This window comes from Acinetobacter sp. AR2-3 (assembly GCF_001878775.1).
Lineage (GTDB): Bacteria > Pseudomonadota > Gammaproteobacteria > Pseudomonadales > Moraxellaceae > Acinetobacter > Acinetobacter lwoffii_D.
In genome coordinates, this window is sequence record NZ_MJIQ01000037.1 from 178,817 (window position 1) to 198,561 (window position 19,745).

Sequence of the window (19,745 nt, forward strand, 5' to 3'; positions counted from 1 at the left end):
TCTCGCCCACCCATTTACATATAGTCCTTTTCACTATTGAATCCAAGTTAAATCAGATAAAAACTTATTTTAACACCTATTATTCCCTTCAAACTATTTGATTTAACTTGAGATTTAATGTGATTTTTTACATTTAACTGCTGATTTACCCCCTGCAGCCACTTGGTAAGCTTAGATTGGCAATTGTGTCTTTTTGCAACATGCTCAACGGACTGATTCAGAATATGTTATTTCTATTTCTAAACCACATCATGACATTAATAAAGTAACAATAAGGAGTCCTTGCATGTCTCTACGCTTTTCTCATCGACCTAATTATTTTTTATTTGCTCAATTACTGGTTCGACATATAGAAAATTACATCCAAAAAAATCCCAACATAAGCCAGGCAGCTTTTGACTTACGTGACATCCATGCACTTTTTCAAGAAGATCACGCCTCTTCCAGCATCAATCTGGATGGCATTATGAATATCGCTGACGAATATAAAGTCGAAACGTTATCAGGCGACCAGAAACTGATTCAGCGCTATAATGTCGATGCGAAAAACACCAAACTATTGATCGACTTTAACCCTGAAGCGCTACAAAGCTTAAAAGAGGGTAAATCACTCATTGAACCTGATGCGACCATTCAGGAATAAAAATCGCTCCCAATAAAAAAACGATGCCGATGCATCGTTTTTTTATGACTAAAATCATTCACACAATATCAAGCTAAATGATCGCTCGCTTCCTCAGGCTTTTTTTCTAGCATCTTGCGCTTACTCTTCTTGACATAACGTTGTGCCGGCCAAGTCATGGTAAAACGCGCACCACCCAGGGTCGGACTTTGATCAACTTGAATCGTACCACCAAACCAGTATGCAATCCGGCTGACAATCGACAAACCTAAACCATAACCACCCGAAGCACGGGTACGACTATCATCCAGTCGGGCAAAGGCTTCAAAAATGCGGGCGCGATCTATTTGCGGAATCCCCGGCCCGTCATCTTCTACACAAACATAGGCCTGACCATCTTGGTCCAGACCACCGCTAATCAAGATTTTATTATCACAATAACGGATGGCATTCCCCACCAGATTCTGAATTACACGATGCAGGTAGCGACGCTCTGCCTCTACCGTAATCGCAACAGGCATTGGATATAAATCAATGATTTTCTGGGTTTTCAGTGCTTCTGTTTCTTGTGCCACCTGATTCAGTACGTCATACAGATCAATCTGTTCAAACTCAATCGACGGCATGCCCTGTTCCAGTTTGGCATAGGTCATAATCTCATCAATCAAGGTATTCAGTGCTTCGATGTCCTTATCAATCTGCTCCACCTGTTGCAGACGATAATCGTAGTCGTCTTCATCTGCCATCATTTCCACACCAAAACGGATCCGTGCCACCGGTGTACGCAACTCATGCGACACTGCACGCATCAGCTCACGCTGTGCTTCGATTAAACGCTGGATATGGTCTGACATATTGTTATAGCTAGATGCCAGTGTAGACATCTCGTCACTGCCTTCCACAGGAAGACGCAATGACATGTTACCCGATTTCATTTTGTTTAAGGCATAGCTGACTTCACGTAACTTGCGCTGCATCGGAACCAGCAGACCATAAACACCCAGACTCAACACAAACAGGCTTAATAAGGTAATACCGGTCGCCAACTGGAATGGCATCCAGTTAAACAAGGGTACCGGCCCCATGACCAATACTTGCGAGGTCGAACCAGGAATCGGTGAAATAATTGAAATTGTGGTACCACGAATAGAGGCATTATCGCGGTATAAAATGATGCTGTGATCCAGACGCAGACGTCCGATTTGCTCGGAGTCTAAAGGTAGATTCTGGACATTTTCGATAGAAACCGGATAAGAAAAATAATCCTGAATACGAGCCAGATATTCTTTTTCCTGACCTGGATAGTAGACCAGGTAGTCCAAAATAAAGACTGGTAAGGCCTTCATCTGACGTTCAGTAATACTGTCAGCCTTAATATAAAGGTAATGACCTGGGTCATCGCGCAGCCCTACCACAATATAGGCAATACCGAACTCGGCATCCCAGCGCACCACCGCTTTACGTTCGGCAATACGGCGCCCTTCAGCACGGGTAATGTCGACCTTGCTGGCTTCTACATAGTGAATGGGCAATTCCAGCAAATCGGAGGCATCAGAAACCCAATCCATTTTTTGCTGGAGATTTGGCTGGCGTGCAACCCCTTCACTGATGATATATGCCATACCATCAGTCAGGGATTCGCGATATTCTTGCGCACGCTGATAGTTGATAATCTGTACCAACAGATAGCCGAACACCGCCACCAAGACTACAAGAATGACGAGTCCTGCGTATATACGCAAAAATATACTGTGCTTAAACACCTATAATTTATCCTGCTTATTCAAGCAACAAACCACATTTGCTTAAAGACCATTGGTCTCTTTAACAAAAAGATAACCTTTACTACGTACTGTTTTAATACGCTTCGGATTTTCTGGGTCATCACCGATTTTTGGACGGATACGAGAAATACGCACATCGATTGAACGGTCTTGACCATCATATTCGATACCACGTAAACGCTCGAAAATATCTTCGCGAGAGAGAATACGGCCAGCATTCGATGCAAGCAACCATAACAGGTCATATTCTGCACTGGTAAAATCAACCAGATCGCCATTTAAGGTCACTGAACGACCGCCATTGTCGATGACCAGATCATCAAATTCGATGCGCTGTGCCACTTCATCTTCAGGCACCTTGTCAGTACGACGCAATAATGCACGAATACGTGCTAGCAATACACGCGGCTGAACAGGTTTAGCGACATAGTCATCTGCACCCATTTCCAGACCCAAAACCTGATCCATATCTTCAGTACGCGCAGTCAACATCAAAATCGGTTGATGATAATGTGGACGCACTTCACGGCAAATGGTCAAGCCATCAGCACCTGGCAACATCACATCCAGCACTACCATATCTGGCTGTTCAGCAATAATCCGACGAATGGCACGATTACCATCCGGCTCTACCCCTACCTCAAGTCCGTTACGGATCAGGTATTCTTGCGTTAAACGAGCAAGACGCTCATCATCTTCAACAATTAAAATCTTGGGTAACTTTTCTTCTTGGCTCATGTATTGCCCCTTATTTGGTGGATCTACGCTATAGGCGTATCCTTTTGAAATCCAATAGATACGTTTTTAATATGCTTGCAATATACACACGTTTACATTGTAAACAAGATAGCGTTCACCAAACTGATACATCAAGATAGCATTTTGTAATATTTTATCGTGCATTTTTTGGACAATTATGCTTGAAACAGTGGCTTAGATCTGATTTGCGATTTACACAACTCTTACATGGACAAAATATGACTGCTTGATTCAGCACTTTTTAGTTATCCACAGTGTTATCTATAAGCACTTTCTTTGGACTTTGTTATGCTATGCCTTGCCTGATAAGGCTTATACAAAAATCAATAAAAATAGCGATATTTTTACAAGGACTAAAGCACAACTTAAGAAAAATATTTAGCTAAATGTCAATATTGATCTACCCTAAATTTTCCCGTATCTTGTGTTCAATTAATTTTAAAACCACTAGGTCTTGTGTTTATTCCTCAAACACTGTGGCACGAATTTTGCCCAGTTCAAACGGTCCATAAACATAAAAATAGATGACAATGGAGCTATGCTAACATGAGCGTAATCACTTCAACTCCTGGTCAACTTCAGGTGATTAAACGCACCGGTGATGTTGCCGCTTTTGATGCAGAAAAAATTTCTGTCGCAATTGGTAAAGCGTTTTTGGCGGTTGAAGGCCAACAAAGCGCTGACTCGAGCCGGATCCATGATCGTATCGAGCAACTGACGGAAATGGTATTAAATACCTTTAAACGTCGTTTACCTTCTGGCGGAACGATTCATATTGAAGAAATTCAAGACCAAGTTGAACTTGCGCTAATGCGTACGGGCGAACAGAAAGTTGCACGCTCTTATGTCATTTATCGTGAACAACGTTCTGAAGCACGTAAACAATTAGGTGCACATCATCACCCGACCCTGCAAATTACCGATGCTGAAGGCAAACTCAAGCCACTGGATTTAAGTGCTTTAACTGCGCATGTTACTAAAGCAGCTGAAGGCCTTGAAGGCATTGATGTACAAGCGATTGTCGATGAGACTGTGAAAAACTTGTACAACGGCGTAAAAGAGTCAGACATCTCGACCACGATGATGATGGCGACCCGTACTCGTATCGAGCAAGAGCCTAACTATACGTATGTGACTGCACGTTTATTGCGTGATGACCTGGTTGCGACTGGTTTGAAATTCCTGGGTCTACCTGTAGATACAGTTGAAGGCGATGCGCTGGAAACTTACCTGAAAAAAGGGATTGAGCTTGAGCTGCTTTCTCCAGAATTGCTGAACTTTGACCTGGCTAAACTGGCAGCTGCGATTCAACCGGAACGCTCTAACCAGTTTACTTACTTGGGTCTGCAAACTTTATTTGACCGTTACTTCATCCATTCAGATGGCGTACGTTTCGAACTTCCGCAATTGTTCTTTATGCGTGTTTCTATGGGCTTGTCGCTCAATGAAGAAAACCGTGAAGACCGCGCGATTGAGTTCTATAACTTATTGTCTAGCTTCGACTACATGGCATCGACGCCTACCCTGTTTAACTCAGGTACGCTTCGTCCACAATTGTCGAGCTGCTATTTAACAACCATTGATGATGACCTGTATGACATTTATGGCGCGATGCGTGATAACGCAATGCTGTCTAAATGGGCAGGCGGTTTGGGTAATGACTGGACGCCAGTCCGTGCCTTGAACTCATACATCAAAGGCACTAACGGTAAATCTCAAGGTGTAGTTCCGTTCCTGAAAGTGGCGAATGATACTGCTGTTGCGGTTAACCAAGGTGGTAAGCGTAAAGGTGCAGTTTGTGCATACTTAGAAACCTGGCACCTGGACATCGAAGAATTCTTGGAACTGCGTAAGAACACCGGTGATGACCGTCGTCGTACCCACGACATGAACACTGCGAACTGGGTTCCTGACCTGTTCATGCAACGTGTATTCGAAGATGCAGAATGGACACTGTTCACCCCTTCTGAAACGCCTGATCTACATGATTTGACGGGTGCAGAATTCGCTGAGCGTTATGCACATTACGAAGCGATTGCCAAAGAAACAAATATGCTGCACAAGAAAATCCGTGCAAAAGATTTGTGGCGCAAAATGCTGTCCATGCTGTTTGAAACTGGTCACCCGTGGATCACATTCAAAGACGTATGTAACTTACGCTCACCACAGCAACACGTAGGTGTGGTGCACTCTTCTAACCTGTGTACAGAAATTACACTCAACACAAGCAAAGAAGAAATTGCGGTATGTAACTTAGGTTCAATTAACCTGGTACAACACGTCAAAGGCGGTGTACTTGATCGTGAAAAACTGGCACGTACAGTTAAAACTGCGGTTCGTATGCTCGATAACGTGATTGACATCAACTACTACGCTGTTCCACAAGCACGTAACTCGAACCTGAAACACCGTCCGGTTGGTATGGGTATCATGGGCTTCCAGGATGCACTATACGAAATGAACCTGGCTTATGGTTCTGATGCTGCGGTTGAGTTTGCTGATGAATCGATGGAAGTGATTTCGTACTACGCAATTTCAACATCTAGCGATTTGGCTGTTGAACGTGGTACATACGAAACATTCAAGGGTTCATTGTGGGATCAAGGTATCCTGCCAATCGACTCGCTTGATCTGGTTGCGAAAACTCGTCCTGAACGCATGTTCGAAGTCGACCGCACTCAACGTCTGGACTGGGACACTTTACGTACCAAAGTTCAAAAAGATGGTATGCGTAACTCGAACGTGATGGCGATTGCTCCGACTGCTACGATTTCAAATATCTGTGGTGTTTCTCAATCTATTGAGCCGACATTCCAGAACTTGTATGTGAAATCAAACCTGTCTGGCGAATTCACCGTGATTAACCCGTACCTGGTACGTGCGTTGAAAGAACGTGGTCTTTGGGATGCAGTAATGGTCAACGACCTGAAACATTTCGAAGGTTCTGTTCAGAAGATTTCTCGTATACCTGAAGAGCTTAAAGCCATCTTCGCGACTGCGTTTGAAGTTGAAACGCGCTGGATCGTGGATGCTGCATCACGTCGTCAAAAATGGATTGATCAGGCGCAGTCTCTTAACCTTTACATCGCTGGTGCAAACGGTAAGAAACTGGACATCACTTACAAGATGGCCTGGTTACGTGGTCTTAAGACGACTTATTACCTGCGTGCATTGGGTGCGACTTCTGCCGAGAAATCAACAATCAACACTGGCGCATTGAATGCAGTTAAACCTGCAACTGTTGCGGCGCCTGTTGTAGCAGCAGCTCCGGTGGTTGAAGCGCAAAAACCTGAAGCTCCTGCAGAGGAAGAAGGTTTTGCACAAGCGGCTCCAGTGCCAATGGCATGTTCAATTGACAACCCTGATTGTGAGGCTTGTCAATAATCTGACAGGTTTTAAATCCTCCCCGACCCTCCTTTAATAAAGGAGGGAGAAAATCCCCCTTTTCAAAGGGGGACTTAGGGGGATTACGAAATTCAGGCAATAAAAAAGCCCTCTAGCGTCCGTCAAAACTAACTAGAAGGCTTTCAATCTCGAAGTGATACCAAGATGGTCACAACGAGGCTGGCATCACAAAATGCGTGAACGGATTGTATCATCAATTCGAGAAACGAGCCAGTAAGAGTCATCTTGAATTTGTAATGGAGATTATCTCTATGGCTACGAAAAAAGTTTCTCGTGATGCAGGAACTGGTCGTTTCGTAACTGAAGGCTATGCAAAAAAGCATCCTAAAACTACAGTTACTGAAACAATCAAGCCTAGTAAATCATCTAAAAAATGATTTAAACGTGAATCCTAGTTTCGGCTAGGATTCACAAACTAAAAGTAAAAGGAAACCTCAATGCCACATATGACTCATAACTACATGTTAGGACTTGCGGCATTGCTGATTTCCTTTGGTATTACCTTTTATTTACCCATTGCTTACTTCTGGTTCAAAGTTCGCCAGCAGCGTAAGCAAAATAAGTAGTGGGGATTATTGCTCCTGTATAAAACTAGAGCATTCATCAACAAAACTTAATTTTGCTTACACAAATTAAGCGTATAGTAAGACATCTCAGCCAAGCTGAATGTCTCATAAAAGATATAAAGCAACGTAGAGAGAATTGATATGTCTATCCTAAGTTGGGACGATTTCGAAGATGATTCGCAAAAACCGGCTGCACCTGAACAGCAGCCTGCGCCCGTCGAGCCGCAAAAAGCGACTAATTCACAGATGGTATCTGATGCAGGCAACGCATCGCCGGATGTGGCAGCTGCACAACCCCTTAGAGCCACTCAAAACCGAGGATCAAATCCAACCGATTCACTGGCAAGAGCATCTGCTTCCCTAGAGCAGCTTGATGTTGCACCGGGTCTGGAAGAGCTTGAAATGGGTGCGCAACGCGTTCAGGTTGATGACAAGGCGATGATCAACTGTCGTGCAGACTTGAACCAGCTTGTTCCATTCAAATACGAATGGGCTTGGCAGAAGTATCTGGACGGATGTGCAAACCACTGGATGCCACAAGAAGTGAACATGAACCACGACATTGCGTTGTGGAAGTCTGAAAATGGCTTGACTGAAGATGAACGTACCATTGTGATGCGTTCACTTGGTTTCTTCTCGACTGCCGATTCACTGGTTGCAAACAATCTGGTACTGGCGATTTACCGTCATATTACCAACCCTGAATGCCGTCAGTACATCTTGCGTCAAGCGTTTGAAGAAGCGATTCACACACACGCTTACCAGTACTGTATCGAGTCGCTAGGTATGGATGAAGGCGAAGTCTTCAACATGTACCGTGAAGTACCGTCAGTTGCACGTAAAGCTGCGTGGGGCCTGAAATATACTCAGTCTTTAAGTGATCCTACTTTCAAAACCGGCACACCTGAAAACGACCAGATCCTGCTTCGCAACCTGATCGCGTTCTACTGTGTACTTGAAGGTATCTTCTTCTACTGCGGTTTCAGCCAGATCCTGTCGATGGGCCGTCGTAACAAGATGAATGGTGTTGCCGAGCAGTTCCAGTACATCCTGCGTGATGAGTCTATGCACCTGAACTTCGGTATCGATATGATCAACCAGATCAAGATCGAAAACCCGGGTTTATGGACAACTGAATTCCAGGAAGAAATCATCCAGATGATTCTTGAAGGTACGATGCTGGAAATCGAATACGCACGTGACACCATGCCACGCGGTGTACTTGGCATGAACGCTGGCATGATGGAAGAATACCTGAAGTTTATTGCGAACCGTCGTCTGGCGCAGTTGGGTTTGCCTGAACAGTTTGCTGGTGTGAATAACCCGTTCCAGTGGATGTCAGAGATGATGGACTTGCGTAAAGAGAAGAATTTCTTCGAGACGCGCGTAACAGATTACCAAACTGGCGGTGCGTTAAGCTGGTAAGGTTTAGCTTAAAATGACACGACATCTGTCATTTTAACTTTAAATAAAAAGCCACCCCTGCGGTGGCTTTTTTATGATCTGATTGATCTGCTTAAATTCTGAAATTTATTTCAACCGATTCCCTGCTTCATCAATAATCATTTCCTCATTTTCCATGCTAAAAGCTGCGCGCTGCGGAGCAGAAAGAATATCTAAAACAACTTCTGATGGTCGACACAATCTCACACCAAGTTCAGTCTGCTGATCTCAACAATCGATATTCTGAACGGGTGGAAAGTGCCGAGGAATTATCGAAACGGGTGAATCAGCAAAAGATCTAGTTTTATCTCAAATCCTCTGATCAACTTTTCAAAACTTAAATATTAAAAAATCCCACTCAGGAAGCGGGATTTTGTTTTTTGAAAATTTAACAGCCCTAAATCATCTGAATTAAAATTCTTTTGTCACACTCAAACCAGCGCTCCAGTTCCGCCCTTCTGCCGGCTCAAAGAAACGGTTATTGCTTTCATTGACAATCACCGAACCAGAATAATCTTTATCAAACAGGTTATCGACACGCGCAAAAGTATTCACTGCCCAATCCTGCATTTTCCAGTGATAACCCACATTGGCGCCAGCAACCGTGTAGCTTGGCGCAGCATCTGAGTTTTTATCATCGACATAGATTTTGTCGCTATAACGAATATCCACACCCGCACGCAAACCCTGTTCAGGTTTCCAACCCAAGCTTAAGAATGCCTGATTCTTGGCAATACCGGGAATATAATTACCTTCTTGAATAGGTGTCGGGCCTTCAACATTTGCAGTGTCTTTATCAAAAGTTGCATCTAAGTAGCTATAACTTGCTTGAGCTGTTAGGTCACGCCATAGGTTTTTATTCCAGGAGAGTTCAATACCTTCTCTTAAAGTTTTATCCGCATTACGGAAAGTAGAGCGACCATTATCATTACCTGCAGAAACAATGTCATTCTTTGTCTTGGTCTGAAAAACTGCAACAGTAAAATCACCTAAGATATTGGCAGACTTCAACCCAAGTTCATAGGTTTCACTTTCTGCTGCTTTTAAATTAAGGGCTTTATCAAAACTCCCACTTGCAGGATAAGCCATTTCAGTAAAAGTTGGTGTTTCAAAGCCTTGGGCATAACTGGCATAAGTCATCAGCTCAGGTAAAATTTTCCAGCTTAAACTTAACGATGGCAGTAACTTGTCAAAAGTAGTTTTACCAGAATTATCACCATTCACATCAGTAATATAATGATCTTCTGATTTAAAATGCACGTTGCTATAACGTAGTCCAGCATCTAGAGTCCAATCTGGCATAAAGTTATAAGATATCTGTAAATAAGGATCCGCATTCCATAAGGTATTGTCTTCATCACGACGTAACTCACCTTTAACTCCAAAAGTATTCCCCACATAATTTAGATAACCTTTTCGGTCTTCGGTCATGGCATCAACAGCAAGTCCAGCAATCAGTTTAGTATTTGGCAAAACATCTCTATCTGTCCAACGTAGGTCTGCACCATAAAACTGACGGTCAAAGTCAATTACACCACCTGGTTGTTTTTCTAATGACTGAAAAAACTTAGAAATCGATTGATACTGGATAACCTCACGCTGCCCCCAATAGGCCATGCCATACAGTTCATGCTGATCATTGATTGACTTATTCCAAGTAAGACCTGTTTGAAATTGCTCAATTTCTTTTCTTGTATTAAATCCCTGAATTCTACTGTCTATTTGTTTTGGATTTGCTTTCCAATCCTTTCTCTCTAGACCACCCGGATCATCTGCAGCAATTTTAACGTAGTTATTCATCCAGTTGATTTTAGATCCGTCCTCCAGATTCCAGGTCAGCTTGGCATTATTCAGAACTTTATGTGCACTGCTGTGGTCACGGTAACCATTGGTATCAAAATAAGACGAGCTGATGATATAAGCTGGTTCATCGGCATTTTCTGAACCACCTTGCAAAACCAGCTTGGTCTGCCCTTTATTTTGACTACCAGCAGAATGCCCCAGTTCAATCGAATCAGCACCTTGCCCCTCTCGCGTGGTGGTTAAAATCGTTCCCCCCGAAGAGTTGCCATAGAGCGATGAAAATCCACCACCCAATACTTCAATATGGTCCAGACTGTTCAAATCAATATTCGAGGTTTGTCCCTGTCCATCCGGCATCGTCGCAGGGATTCCATCTACATATAAACGCACACCACGCACACCAAAACTGGAACGTGCCCCAAAGCCTCGCATCGAAATTTGTAGGTCTTGGGCATAGTTTTCACGATTGTTTAACTGTAATCCCGGAACGCCTTTTAATGTTTCCGAAAGATTCACATTCATGCTGTTATCTTGTTCTTGATTCAGATAATACACTGACGCCGGTGTGGTCAATCGCTCCCGATCTGTACGGGTCGCTTGAATGACAATCGTGTCTAACCTTTGGACTTCTTGTGTATCATTTTCTGCATAAATGTTCTGACCTGCGCAAGCAATCAGGCAGGACAAGGTCGATCTCACGAATGGAAATTTCGGGCTTTGGTACATAAATGACAGGCCTTATTTGAAAGTGGTTTAATGCGGCAAATACCTTATCGAGATGGCGTACATCTCATGATTCAACTCATTTTGTTTTAAGCATCGATACCAAATAAGTATGCTAATTCGATGACATATAGTTCGCTCAATGAATAGGAATATTTTGAGCTTAAAAATTCTGTGTTCGATAAATTTAGACTTGATTAATCCTTTATCTGAATTTCGCTTAAAATCAGCCATATACAAAGCATATTATTTTAATGCGATCTGAAGGAAATTGAGCTTTCAGCAACAAATCAACATCATTTCTCTGTGTCCTTAAAACTCGATGTAGGCATTCAACAATAGCGTATAAAAAAGCCTGACGAATCAGGCTTCTTCATACTTAATTAGAGATTCAACTATTTATTGTCTGGCAAGGCATAAGCCACCAGAGAGTCACCCATTTTAGTCCCAAAGGAACCATGACCACCCGCCATAATGACCACATACTGCTTTCCATTGGCTTCATAGGTCATTGGTGTAGCCTGGCCACCTGCAGGTAGACGGCCTTTCCACAACTCATCACCGTTGTTCACGTTAATGGCACGGATGTAGTTATCTTGAGTTCCACCCACAAACATCACGTTGCCCGCAGTTGAAATAGGGCCACCCAGCATCGGCACACCCATTTTGAATGGTGGCAATGGAATGCCCGGCATACTGTCACGAATGGTACCGATGCGGCGTTTCCATGCCACTTCATGAGTATTTAGATCCACACCTGCAACAAAGCCCCATGATGGCTGTTTACACGGCAGTCCAAATGGAGACAGGAACGCACTGATTTCAACGCCATAAGGCACACCATACATCGGTTGAACACCTGCTTCTGTACCTGCACCTTTAGCCGTCTTAGGACGGTTCGGATCTTGAGGAATTAGTTTTGATACAAATGGCAGGCCAATCGGGTTGGTTAATGCAATTTGACGGTCCGGATTCACTGACATACCACCCCATTCAAACACACCTAGGTTACCCGGGAAGACCAGCGTGCCATTTTCAGAAGGTGGGGTATAAATGCCATCGTAATTCAGTTTGTGGAACGCAACACGGCAGACCAACTGGTCAAACATGGTCGCACCCCACATCTGTTTATCGGTCAATTTATCTTGTGGCGCCAGATTAAAGTCAGAGAAAGGTTGAGTTTTAGAATAGAACTCGCCTTTGGTCTGAGGTCCGCGTTTCACAGATTGTGGTACCGGTTTCTCGGTAATTGGCACAATCGCTTTACCATTACGGCGGTCTAGCACAAAAGCATTACCCGTTTTGGTCAAGACATAAATGGCTGGAACCATATTGCCGTTTTTGTCTTTAATCTCGGTCAATGTTGGCTGTGAAGGTACGTCCATATCCCACAAATCGTGATGGGTAGTCTGGAAGTTCCATACCAGTTTGCCGGTCGTCGCATTCAAGGCCAGCATCGAGTTGGCATAACGCTCGTCCAGTTCAGTCCGGTGACCACCGTAAATATCCGGTGTACCGACACCCGTTGGTACGTAGACGATATCCAGCTCTGCATCATAGGCCAAAGGTGCCCAAGCATTTGGAGAGTTGTGTACAAATTTTTGACCCGGTGCAGGAATCAAATTCGGATCTTCAGCGCCTGTGTCAAATACCCAAAGCAGTTCACCCGTATTGACATCATAACCACGGATCACACCTGACGGTTCTTCAGTTGAATAGTTGTCTGTGGTTGAACCCGCAATAATGATCGTCGTGCCGGTTACTACAGGCGGTGAGGTTGGAATATAACCGCCTGGATATGGGAATGGCATATCTTTTTGCAGATCGACTTCGCCATTTTTACCAAAATCAGAACAGACTTTACCGGTGGTCGCATTGACCGCCACTAAACGCCCATCATTGACCGGTAAAATGACTTTTTGTGGACATTCAGCCGATGTGGTTTTCTTCGCAGCGAGACTGCTTTCAAAACCAGCCGTATTGTTGACATCATAATAAGATACACCACGGCAGGTTAAATGCTGATAGGTATGATCGGCTTTCAGTTTTGGATCATAAGTCCATTTCGCCTTACCAGTTGCCGGATCAAGCGCAGTCAATTTCTGGTGAGTGGTACAGATGTACATGTTGTCACCCACCTTGATTGGGGTAACCTGATTGGTGGTTTCACCCGAGTCATTTTCAGTCTTGAATTCGCCCGTGTGATATTCCCAAGCCACCTGCAAATCTTTGACATTTTCAGTATTAATCTGCTTTAACGGTGAATACCGTAAACCGGACTGGGTACGGCCATAAGCAGGCCAGTCTTCATCTGCCACACCGGGAATTGGCTGGTGAGTTGCAGGCTGCTGGGATTTTAATTCACCGCGAATTTCTTGCGGGTCATTAAATACAGCATAAATCATGACAGCGATGGTAATGGCTAATGAAGCACCCAAGGCAATTTTCGCGGTTTTAGCATGATCAAAGCCACGTGTGGTAGCCGGAATCAGCAGGGCCAGACCAAACAGCCCTAAAATATCTAAACGCGGCGCAAGTGCAAAGAAATCTGAACCGACTTCCCACAGCCCCCACACCACTGTCGCCAAAACGAATATGGCATAAACAAGGAGTGCAGCACTTTTTCGTTTATACAAGAGAACTGCGGTCGCAATAAAGAGAATACCTGCAATGATGTAGTACCAAGACCCACCCAGCACTGCAAGATAAATCCCTCCAATCAGCAGTCCTATACCGAAAACAGCGGCAATGACCGCTAAAATCGTTTTCAGTACTGAACCTGATGATGAAGTATTCATATTGAACACCTATAAAAGTTTTTTTGAAAGTCCATGCACATGACAGGCATGAGCACCCTTATTGTTAAATTCTGAGTTATAAATACATCAATGTCTTAAGCAGGCATTGCCCATTACTGCAACAAAGCACCTAGAGATTCAATAGTGTATTTGCAACTAAAAACTATATTTTAAAATGACGTATTAAACTTGATTCCGCCCACCCAGACATTTTCACCATCTTTATATGCACCGACGTGACGCACATATTGCACATTCGGGCGAATGGTGAGCCAATTAGTGGCATGTAAGCCATAATAAATTTCTGCATCGATTTCTTGATGACGGTCAGCACTGACATCGTCATTCATGTTGATGCGTGCAATACCAAATGCGATTTCATCTTGAGGGCGTGAATCCATTGCACCCTTATAAACCAGCCCGATATTTTGCATATCACTGACATTATTGGTTTTGGAGTCATGCACTGTCGCATTCACAAAGCCGGTCAAACCACGCGAAGTATCTCCGTGATGTGCAGTCAATTGTTGCTTGGCAACAATCCAGCCCCCATGGTGATGATCGGTTTGATCTGGATTGGAAATGACTTCAGCCTCTGCTGTACTGTAGTAATAACCGGCACGGTATTCACCCGGTAGTTTCTGTTCACCCAGTTTAGGCGCCCAAACCACTTCTGCAGGAAGCATTGCCCCTTTGGAACCATCCGTACTCAGGTTAAATCCTTTACCACGTTCCAGATTCTCAGGGTTGTATTCATAAGCACCGACTTGGGCATAAAATTCAGGGTTAAGGTTATATTTGACCCGTGCAGCCCATTGGCTTACCGGCCAGTTGTACCACTGATCGCCAACCCAGTTCCCGACTTGTGAACCGCATAGGGCCAGATTCTGGAAATCACAGTCAAAACTATTGAAGTCTTCACCCTCACCAAAGCGTCCGACTTTCACATCCAGTTTTTGTTCCAGGAATTTTTTCTTGATCCATAAATCAGTCAGGCGCCAGGTTTGACCACGGCCCCAGACTTCTTGCACTGAACTCAGATGGCCACTTAAAGCAGCAGCGCTTTGAGACAGTGACTGACCGTTACGCTGGGTCACTGTTATTTGTGCTTCGGTGTCTTGCCAGCCTGCAATTTTTGCCAGATCCAGATGTGCCCCAAAAACAAACTGGTCCGCATATTCAGTTTTATGGTTTGAAGATCTTTGCGCATCGATCAAGGTTGCCATTTCACCGGTATAACCAAAACTGAAATCATAGCCCTGATTTTGGAGTGCTGTACGTTGCCCGTTCCAGTCACCGAGCATCCACGGGCTTTCCGAACTGAAAGCAGCTTCAGCATGCACAGTGGTCGTGGTTAAGATGAAAGAGGCACAGCAAAGGTAAACGGCCTTCGATAATGGGGAGAGATACATTGAATGTGATACCTTCATCACAATATGAAGCTTTTTATTATACGCCTGTTGATTTTAAAAAATCGTTACTAATAGATAAAAAGTATGAATAAAATGTTATATTTATTAGTATTATTATATGCTTTTTGTAAATTTAAAATTTATAAGTATCTGTTTATCATCATATTAAATTTAACAACATCAAACCATAGTTCCAAAGAAAAATTTGATATTCATCAGATAGATTTAGCTTTAATTTCTTATAAAAGATTCAGAGATAAATCAGCTCCATTACTATTTAATTTTCTTCATTTCAAATCATGCAACGCTACATTTTTTGTTGATTGAATACTGAATCACTATTGCGATAAGGCTTTTAAAAACATGAAAAAATTATTGTCATTTCACCATAAACTTTTAAAAATTAGATTATGCTAAAGTTATTCTGATAAGAAATTGCGTCGCTTTAAAACAATAATCTAGCTTAATAGACGAGAACAAGCATGAAAGGTTCAATCCTTGATTTTTCTATTCAACACAATACCGGTTTTATCTCGGGGGATGATAATCAGCGCTATAGCTTTAATGGCGCAGACTGGCGTAGTGAGCGTCCACCTTCACGCGGTGATCGGGTCGATTTTATCGTCAATACCGCGGGTGAAGCATCTGAGGTTTATTTAACCTCAGGCAGTTCTATTTATCTGGGAGAAAAAATTTCCAGTCAGCTTGGCAAATATTCAAATCTGGATCAAGCCGAGGAAAATTACAGCAGCATTGACTGGTTTGTAAAATGTCTGACCAACTATGCAAACTTTTCCGGCCGTGCACGCCGTAAAGAATTTTGGTTCTTTATGCTGTTTTGTGTAATTTTAGGCATTGTTGCTGAGGTAATTGATACAGTTTTAGGCACTAAACCGCTGGTGAATAGCCTGCTTAATCTGGCACTTCTAGTCCCAAGTCTGGCCGTTGGCGCGCGTCGCTTGCATGATGTAGGACGTTCTGGTTGGTGGCAATTACTGACGCTTACCGTGATTGGCATACTGGTACTGATCTGGTGGTGGGCAACTGAAACCAAGCAACAAAACAATGAGTATGGTGCTCCTGCCAAATAACCGAACCTTACAAATCCCGTCTTGATGCGGGATTTGTTTATCGATTATTTAATGACTAAATATCAGCAAAATCAGACTTTCTCCATGCTGCAAGATCAATTAGTGAAATTTCCAGATGCTGTATGGGTGCAAATCTATAAAGATAAAATGCAGCTGATGAATATAGATGGCACGATTACGCATACTCTGCTACCCGATGTGCCTTATGCCCACCCGCGGAGTATTATTGCCGACTTTGATGCAGCCGCGGTGACGCTGAAACGGCTGTTACCATCGTCAATGATGAAGAAACTATTTAGCTCTATAGCACTGCTGCAAATTATGGATCTGCCTGAAGACGGTTTAACCGAAGTTGAAAAGCGCGCGTTACTCGAACTCGGTTATGAAAGTAGCGTGCAAAATGTCATCCTGTTTGACCATGCAGGAAATGCACTGACCAAAGCCAGAGTTCCACCCCAACATCGAATGACGATCATCAATATTTTACTGGTGATTATCATTATGGTGGTGTTGGCATCGACCTGGTTTTTGACGCTTTAAATGTTCTTGTAAGAGCAAAAATCCCGCACGCTGCGGGATTTTTATTGAGATAACAATCTAATAAGAGAGTTGATCTGTATAGATGTAGCAGCTTATAGACAAAATATCTCTAAAAATCAGCTCAAATAAAATAAGCAAAAATTAGGGTTTATTTAAAATAATCTAGCAACTGATTAAAGCGGTCTATTTGATATTTAGGCTGTGCCAGTGCTAACTCTTCCTGACTACCATAACCATAATTTACCGCAATAGTATCAATACCATTTTGACGGGCACCAAAAATGTCATGCTCACGGTCACCCACCATCAGGCATTGATCGGCCTGTAATTTTTGCTGCTCTAAAATATACTGAATCAGCTCAGCTTTATTGGTTCGCTCGCCATTCAGCTCACTACCATAAATGTCGGTAAAATACTGGGCCAGATCAAAATGTTCCAGAATCTGTTTGGCATACACTGTCGGTTTTGCTGTAGCGACAAACAAGCGATAACCACGGCGTTTCAGTTCTGCCAGCGTTTCTGCTACACCCTCAAAAACATGATTTTCATAGAGACCCTTGACTGCAAAGCGCTCCCGATAACCCATCAAGGCCTGTTCAGCCAGAACATGATCGGCCTCAACATTTAAAATTTTGGCAAGCGAGGCTTTTAAGGGCGGACCAATAATCCAGTCGATATTGATCTCGTCACTAATCGGATGACCGATCTTTTCCAGACCATAGCGTGCAGACGTCGTAATCCCCACTTTCGGATCGGTTAATGTCCCATCCAGATCAATTAAAATATTCTTAATCACCGCCCATCCCCTCTCATTAGTACCGATATAAATTAATATCGAGAGTTCATTCAAATTTGCCTATACTAATGCAATTTTAGTGAATGAAGGACATCATTTTGCGCCCTACCGTACTTTGCTTTTCCGGTTTAGACCCTTCAGGTGGAGCCGGCCTTCAAGCAGATATTGAAGCCATTGGTCAAAGTGGTGCACATGCGGCAATTGCCTGCACAGCCCTCACTATTCAAAATTCACAGCAGGTTTTTGGTTTCGAAGCCACTTCCAGAGAATTGCTGTTGGCACAGGCCAATGCGGTGGTCAATGACCTGCCCATTCGTTGCGTAAAATCTGGCATGTTAGGCACCACAGACAATATCGCAGCACTGGCCGAGTTTCTGGCTGCACATCCAGATTATCTGTATGTGCTGGATCCGGTTTTGGTCGCGAATAGTGGCGGTTCGCTGGGTAATCAAGAAACGCTGGTCAAAGCATTTACCCAGTTGATTCCATTAGCCACTATCTTAACGCCGAACACGGTTGAACTACGCGCCCTGACGGGTGAGCAAGACCTCAAACTGGCCACTCAAAAATTATTTGAAATGGGTGCACAGGCAGTTTTGGTCAAAGGTGGCCATGAAGATACGCCAGATTACATTCAGAACAGCCTATATATCGCAGGTGAGCTGGTCAACGAAACTCGCTGTCCACGTCTGCCAGGTGAATATCATGGTTCAGGCTGTTCACTGGCCAGTTTCATTGCCGGACGTCTGGCCATGGGTGATCAGTTGAAAACTGCGGTACAGCATGCTGAAACCTGGTTATTTGGGGTATTAAAAAATGCTGAAATTCCTGTTCCAAATGGCCAGAGAATTCCAAAGCGTTTTTAAGATCACACTTCTTAAAATCAAAACTAAAAAAGCCTGAGTCATTCAGGCTTTTTTATCACTGCTATTTTTTAAACAATACTATTTGGCCTGATAAATGATTTTGCTTACATAGGTCGGTAAATTCCAAGCACCACCGGCGAAGCCTTTGCATTGTACGGTCAGACCACTGAAGCTTTTGACAAATTTCTTGCCATTCCAGGCCCATTCGTTCTGACTCAGACAATCGCCCAAACCACGCACTTTATGCCCGGAAAATATCTGGCCTTGGTTAAATGTTTCTCCCGAGGTCGTCACCAACTGTTTAAATTGCTTGTTTCGATCCATCAGCCAGAAGCCACTACCCATATTATAAGCCCCACGCCAGCATGGAATCTGAATCAGTTGATTCTGGGCATTAATGGGATAAATGGTCATAACATCATCATCCAGAAAACGCTGGCTAAACAGCAAATCACATTGATCTTCCTTGGTGGTGGCTTGCAGTTTTCGAATCATCTGCTGACTGGCTGCCGTATTCAGTTTTGCTTGAGTGACTTTGCCTGACTGATATTTTGGTATCTGAATTTTCGGTATCGCTGCAGCTTTGAGCACCGCCTGATTGGATTTTTTCCCCGGCCTGATCAAGGCTGAGGGCGTAGAAAGTCGACGCTGAAATTCATCCATCTTCAGCAAAACGGCACTGGCACCGGAAGTCGACAGGTTCCAGCGTGATTGCGTATTCTTAAATACAACCGGAGCTGTTCCCTGTACAGCTTTTAGCAAGGCTCGCGTTTGATCAGTACTGAGTTGCCCTATTCCCTCCCGATTCAGACCAATCACACCATAAGGTGTGCTGGCAATTTGTAGCTGAAGCTGTCGTGTAGGTGTGGCAGCAGCTAAGGGTAAAATCTGGACTTGGGCTTTGATACTACTGTTTGCACCCGCAGCACGCTCTAGTAGCACCGAAACCGGCTGATCAATATCTTGATCCGATTGATAACCGGCAGCGCGGCAGGTGCCGGTATTATCACAGGCAATTTCCCAGTCTTTATGTGAAAAGTGTAGGTCCTGCATGGCCGCTAGACTTAATGAGCTAATACTGGCTAGACTAAATATGATACTCATAATTTTGATGCTGTAGATCCATTTTTGTTTCAT

At 43.6% G+C, this 19,745-nt stretch carries 15 protein-coding genes and 2 pseudogenes; 9 read left to right on the forward strand and 8 right to left on the reverse strand.

Annotated features, from left to right (window positions below; translation table 11 throughout):
- The first annotated feature begins 286 nt into the window (after positions 1 to 286).
- Positions 287 to 643, forward strand: a complete 357-nt coding sequence (locus tag BFN00_RS06470) for a hypothetical protein (protein ID WP_005247904.1) — start codon at positions 287 to 289, stop codon at positions 641 to 643.
- Positions 644 to 711: 68 nt separating this feature from the next.
- On the opposite strand, the gene bfmS is transcribed toward BFN00_RS06470, so the two are convergent.
- On the reverse strand, positions 712 to 2,385 hold the full coding sequence (bfmS, locus tag BFN00_RS06475; RefSeq protein ID WP_071850800.1) for a sensor histidine kinase BfmS: 1,674 nt from the start codon (positions 2,383 to 2,385) through the stop codon (positions 712 to 714).
- Between the two features lie 42 nt (positions 2,386 to 2,427).
- The gene (gene bfmR, locus BFN00_RS06480; RefSeq protein ID WP_004280782.1) at positions 2,428 to 3,144 is read right to left on the reverse strand and encodes a response regulator transcription factor BfmR; all 717 of its coding nucleotides are present in this window, start codon (positions 3,142 to 3,144) and stop codon (positions 2,428 to 2,430) included.
- A 567-nt stretch (positions 3,145 to 3,711) separates the two neighbouring features.
- Between bfmR and BFN00_RS06485 the strand changes: the two genes are divergently transcribed.
- The 4 genes from BFN00_RS06485 (at position 3,712) to BFN00_RS06490 (ending at position 8,561) form a co-directional block, all read left to right on the forward strand.
- On the forward strand, positions 3,712 to 6,549 hold the full coding sequence (locus tag BFN00_RS06485) for a ribonucleoside-diphosphate reductase subunit alpha (protein WP_071850801.1): 2,838 nt from the start codon (positions 3,712 to 3,714) through the stop codon (positions 6,547 to 6,549).
- A 272-nt stretch (positions 6,550 to 6,821) separates the two neighbouring features.
- A complete protein-coding gene (locus BFN00_RS16230) occupies positions 6,822 to 6,947 on the forward strand; it encodes a hypothetical protein (protein ID WP_004732081.1) in 126 nt (41 codons plus the stop codon).
- Positions 6,948 to 7,007: 60 nt separating this feature from the next.
- Entirely contained in the window at positions 7,008 to 7,136 is a 129-nt protein-coding gene (locus tag BFN00_RS16235) for a hypothetical protein (protein WP_004645881.1), read from the forward strand.
- Positions 7,137 to 7,277: 141 nt separating this feature from the next.
- Entirely contained in the window at positions 7,278 to 8,561 is a 1,284-nt protein-coding gene (locus BFN00_RS06490) for a ribonucleotide-diphosphate reductase subunit beta (protein WP_004645882.1), read from the forward strand.
- A gap of 105 nt (positions 8,562 to 8,666) precedes the next feature.
- On the opposite strand, the pseudogene BFN00_RS16125 reads toward BFN00_RS06490, so the two are convergent.
- Positions 8,667 to 8,798, reverse strand: a pseudogene (locus BFN00_RS16125) (arsenate reductase (glutaredoxin)); the annotation flags it as partial.
- Between BFN00_RS16125 and BFN00_RS16130 the strand changes: the two are divergent.
- Positions 8,795 to 8,881: pseudogene (locus tag BFN00_RS16130) on the forward strand (arsenical resistance protein ArsH); the annotation flags it as partial. The pseudogenes BFN00_RS16125 and BFN00_RS16130 sit on opposite strands and share 4 nt — an antisense overlap.
- A 109-nt stretch (positions 8,882 to 8,990) precedes the next feature.
- On the opposite strand, the gene BFN00_RS06500 reads toward BFN00_RS16130, so the two are convergent.
- The 3 genes from BFN00_RS06500 to BFN00_RS06510 form a co-directional block, all read right to left on the reverse strand.
- Positions 8,991 to 11,108, reverse strand: a complete 2,118-nt coding sequence (locus BFN00_RS06500) for a TonB-dependent receptor domain-containing protein (protein WP_004732082.1) — start codon at positions 11,106 to 11,108, stop codon at positions 8,991 to 8,993.
- 392 nt (positions 11,109 to 11,500) lie between these two features.
- Positions 11,501 to 13,903, reverse strand: coding sequence for a glucose/quinate/shikimate family membrane-bound PQQ-dependent dehydrogenase (locus BFN00_RS06505; protein ID WP_004732084.1), 2,403 nt, complete (start codon positions 13,901 to 13,903; stop codon positions 11,501 to 11,503).
- Between the two features lie 170 nt (positions 13,904 to 14,073).
- Positions 14,074 to 15,315: a carbohydrate porin gene (locus BFN00_RS06510; RefSeq protein ID WP_004732086.1), complete on the reverse strand. Its 1,242-nt coding sequence runs from the start codon at positions 15,313 to 15,315 to the stop codon at positions 14,074 to 14,076.
- A gap of 482 nt (positions 15,316 to 15,797) precedes the next feature.
- Between BFN00_RS06510 and BFN00_RS06515 the strand changes: the two genes are divergently transcribed.
- Positions 15,798 to 16,406, forward strand: a complete 609-nt coding sequence (locus BFN00_RS06515; protein WP_004732088.1) for a DUF805 domain-containing protein — start codon at positions 15,798 to 15,800, stop codon at positions 16,404 to 16,406.
- A gap of 24 nt (positions 16,407 to 16,430) precedes the next feature.
- On the forward strand, positions 16,431 to 16,946 hold the full coding sequence (locus BFN00_RS06520) for a hypothetical protein (RefSeq protein ID WP_004645901.1): 516 nt from the start codon (positions 16,431 to 16,433) through the stop codon (positions 16,944 to 16,946).
- 148 nt (positions 16,947 to 17,094) lie between these two features.
- Here BFN00_RS06520 and BFN00_RS06525 read toward each other — a convergent pair whose 3' ends face one another.
- The gene (locus BFN00_RS06525; RefSeq protein ID WP_004645903.1) at positions 17,095 to 17,742 is read right to left on the reverse strand and encodes an HAD family hydrolase; all 648 of its coding nucleotides are present in this window, start codon (positions 17,740 to 17,742) and stop codon (positions 17,095 to 17,097) included.
- Positions 17,743 to 17,840: 98 nt separating this feature from the next.
- Here BFN00_RS06525 and BFN00_RS06530 point away from each other — a divergent pair, with 98 nt between their 5' ends.
- Positions 17,841 to 18,608, forward strand: coding sequence for a hydroxymethylpyrimidine/phosphomethylpyrimidine kinase (locus BFN00_RS06530; RefSeq protein ID WP_035341206.1), 768 nt, complete (start codon positions 17,841 to 17,843; stop codon positions 18,606 to 18,608).
- Between the two features lie 78 nt (positions 18,609 to 18,686).
- On the opposite strand, the gene BFN00_RS06535 is transcribed toward BFN00_RS06530, so the two are convergent.
- Positions 18,687 to 19,745 carry a DUF1176 domain-containing protein gene (locus BFN00_RS06535; RefSeq protein WP_082180559.1) on the reverse strand — a complete coding sequence of 353 codons (1,059 nt, stop codon included), beginning with the start codon at positions 19,743 to 19,745 and terminating at the stop codon, positions 18,687 to 18,689.

Excerpts from the sequence above, each read along its gene's own strand:
- BFN00_RS06470 (WP_005247904.1), top strand. The coding sequence starts at position 287 with ATGTCTCTACGCTTTTCTCATCGACCTAATTATTTTTTATTTGCTCAA.
- BFN00_RS06505 (WP_004732084.1), bottom strand. The coding sequence starts at position 13,903 with ATGAATACTTCATCATCAGGTTCAGTACTGAAAACGATTTTAGCGGTC.
- BFN00_RS06520 (WP_004645901.1), top strand. The coding sequence starts at position 16,431 with ATGCGGGATTTGTTTATCGATTATTTAATGACTAAATATCAGCAAAAT.
- BFN00_RS16230 (WP_004732081.1), top strand. The coding sequence starts at position 6,822 with ATGGCTACGAAAAAAGTTTCTCGTGATGCAGGAACTGGTCGTTTCGTA.
- BFN00_RS16235 (WP_004645881.1), top strand. The coding sequence starts at position 7,008 with ATGCCACATATGACTCATAACTACATGTTAGGACTTGCGGCATTGCTG.
- bfmR (WP_004280782.1), bottom strand. The coding sequence starts at position 3,144 with ATGAGCCAAGAAGAAAAGTTACCCAAGATTTTAATTGTTGAAGATGAT.
- BFN00_RS06510 (WP_004732086.1), bottom strand. The coding sequence starts at position 15,315 with ATGTATCTCTCCCCATTATCGAAGGCCGTTTACCTTTGCTGTGCCTCT.
- BFN00_RS06500 (WP_004732082.1), bottom strand. The coding sequence starts at position 11,108 with ATGTACCAAAGCCCGAAATTTCCATTCGTGAGATCGACCTTGTCCTGC.
- BFN00_RS06515 (WP_004732088.1), top strand. The coding sequence starts at position 15,798 with ATGAAAGGTTCAATCCTTGATTTTTCTATTCAACACAATACCGGTTTT.
- BFN00_RS06535 (WP_082180559.1), bottom strand. The coding sequence starts at position 19,745 with ATGAAACAAAAATGGATCTACAGCATCAAAATTATGAGTATCATATTT.
- BFN00_RS06490 (WP_004645882.1), top strand. The coding sequence starts at position 7,278 with ATGTCTATCCTAAGTTGGGACGATTTCGAAGATGATTCGCAAAAACCG.
- BFN00_RS06485 (WP_071850801.1), top strand. The coding sequence starts at position 3,712 with ATGAGCGTAATCACTTCAACTCCTGGTCAACTTCAGGTGATTAAACGC.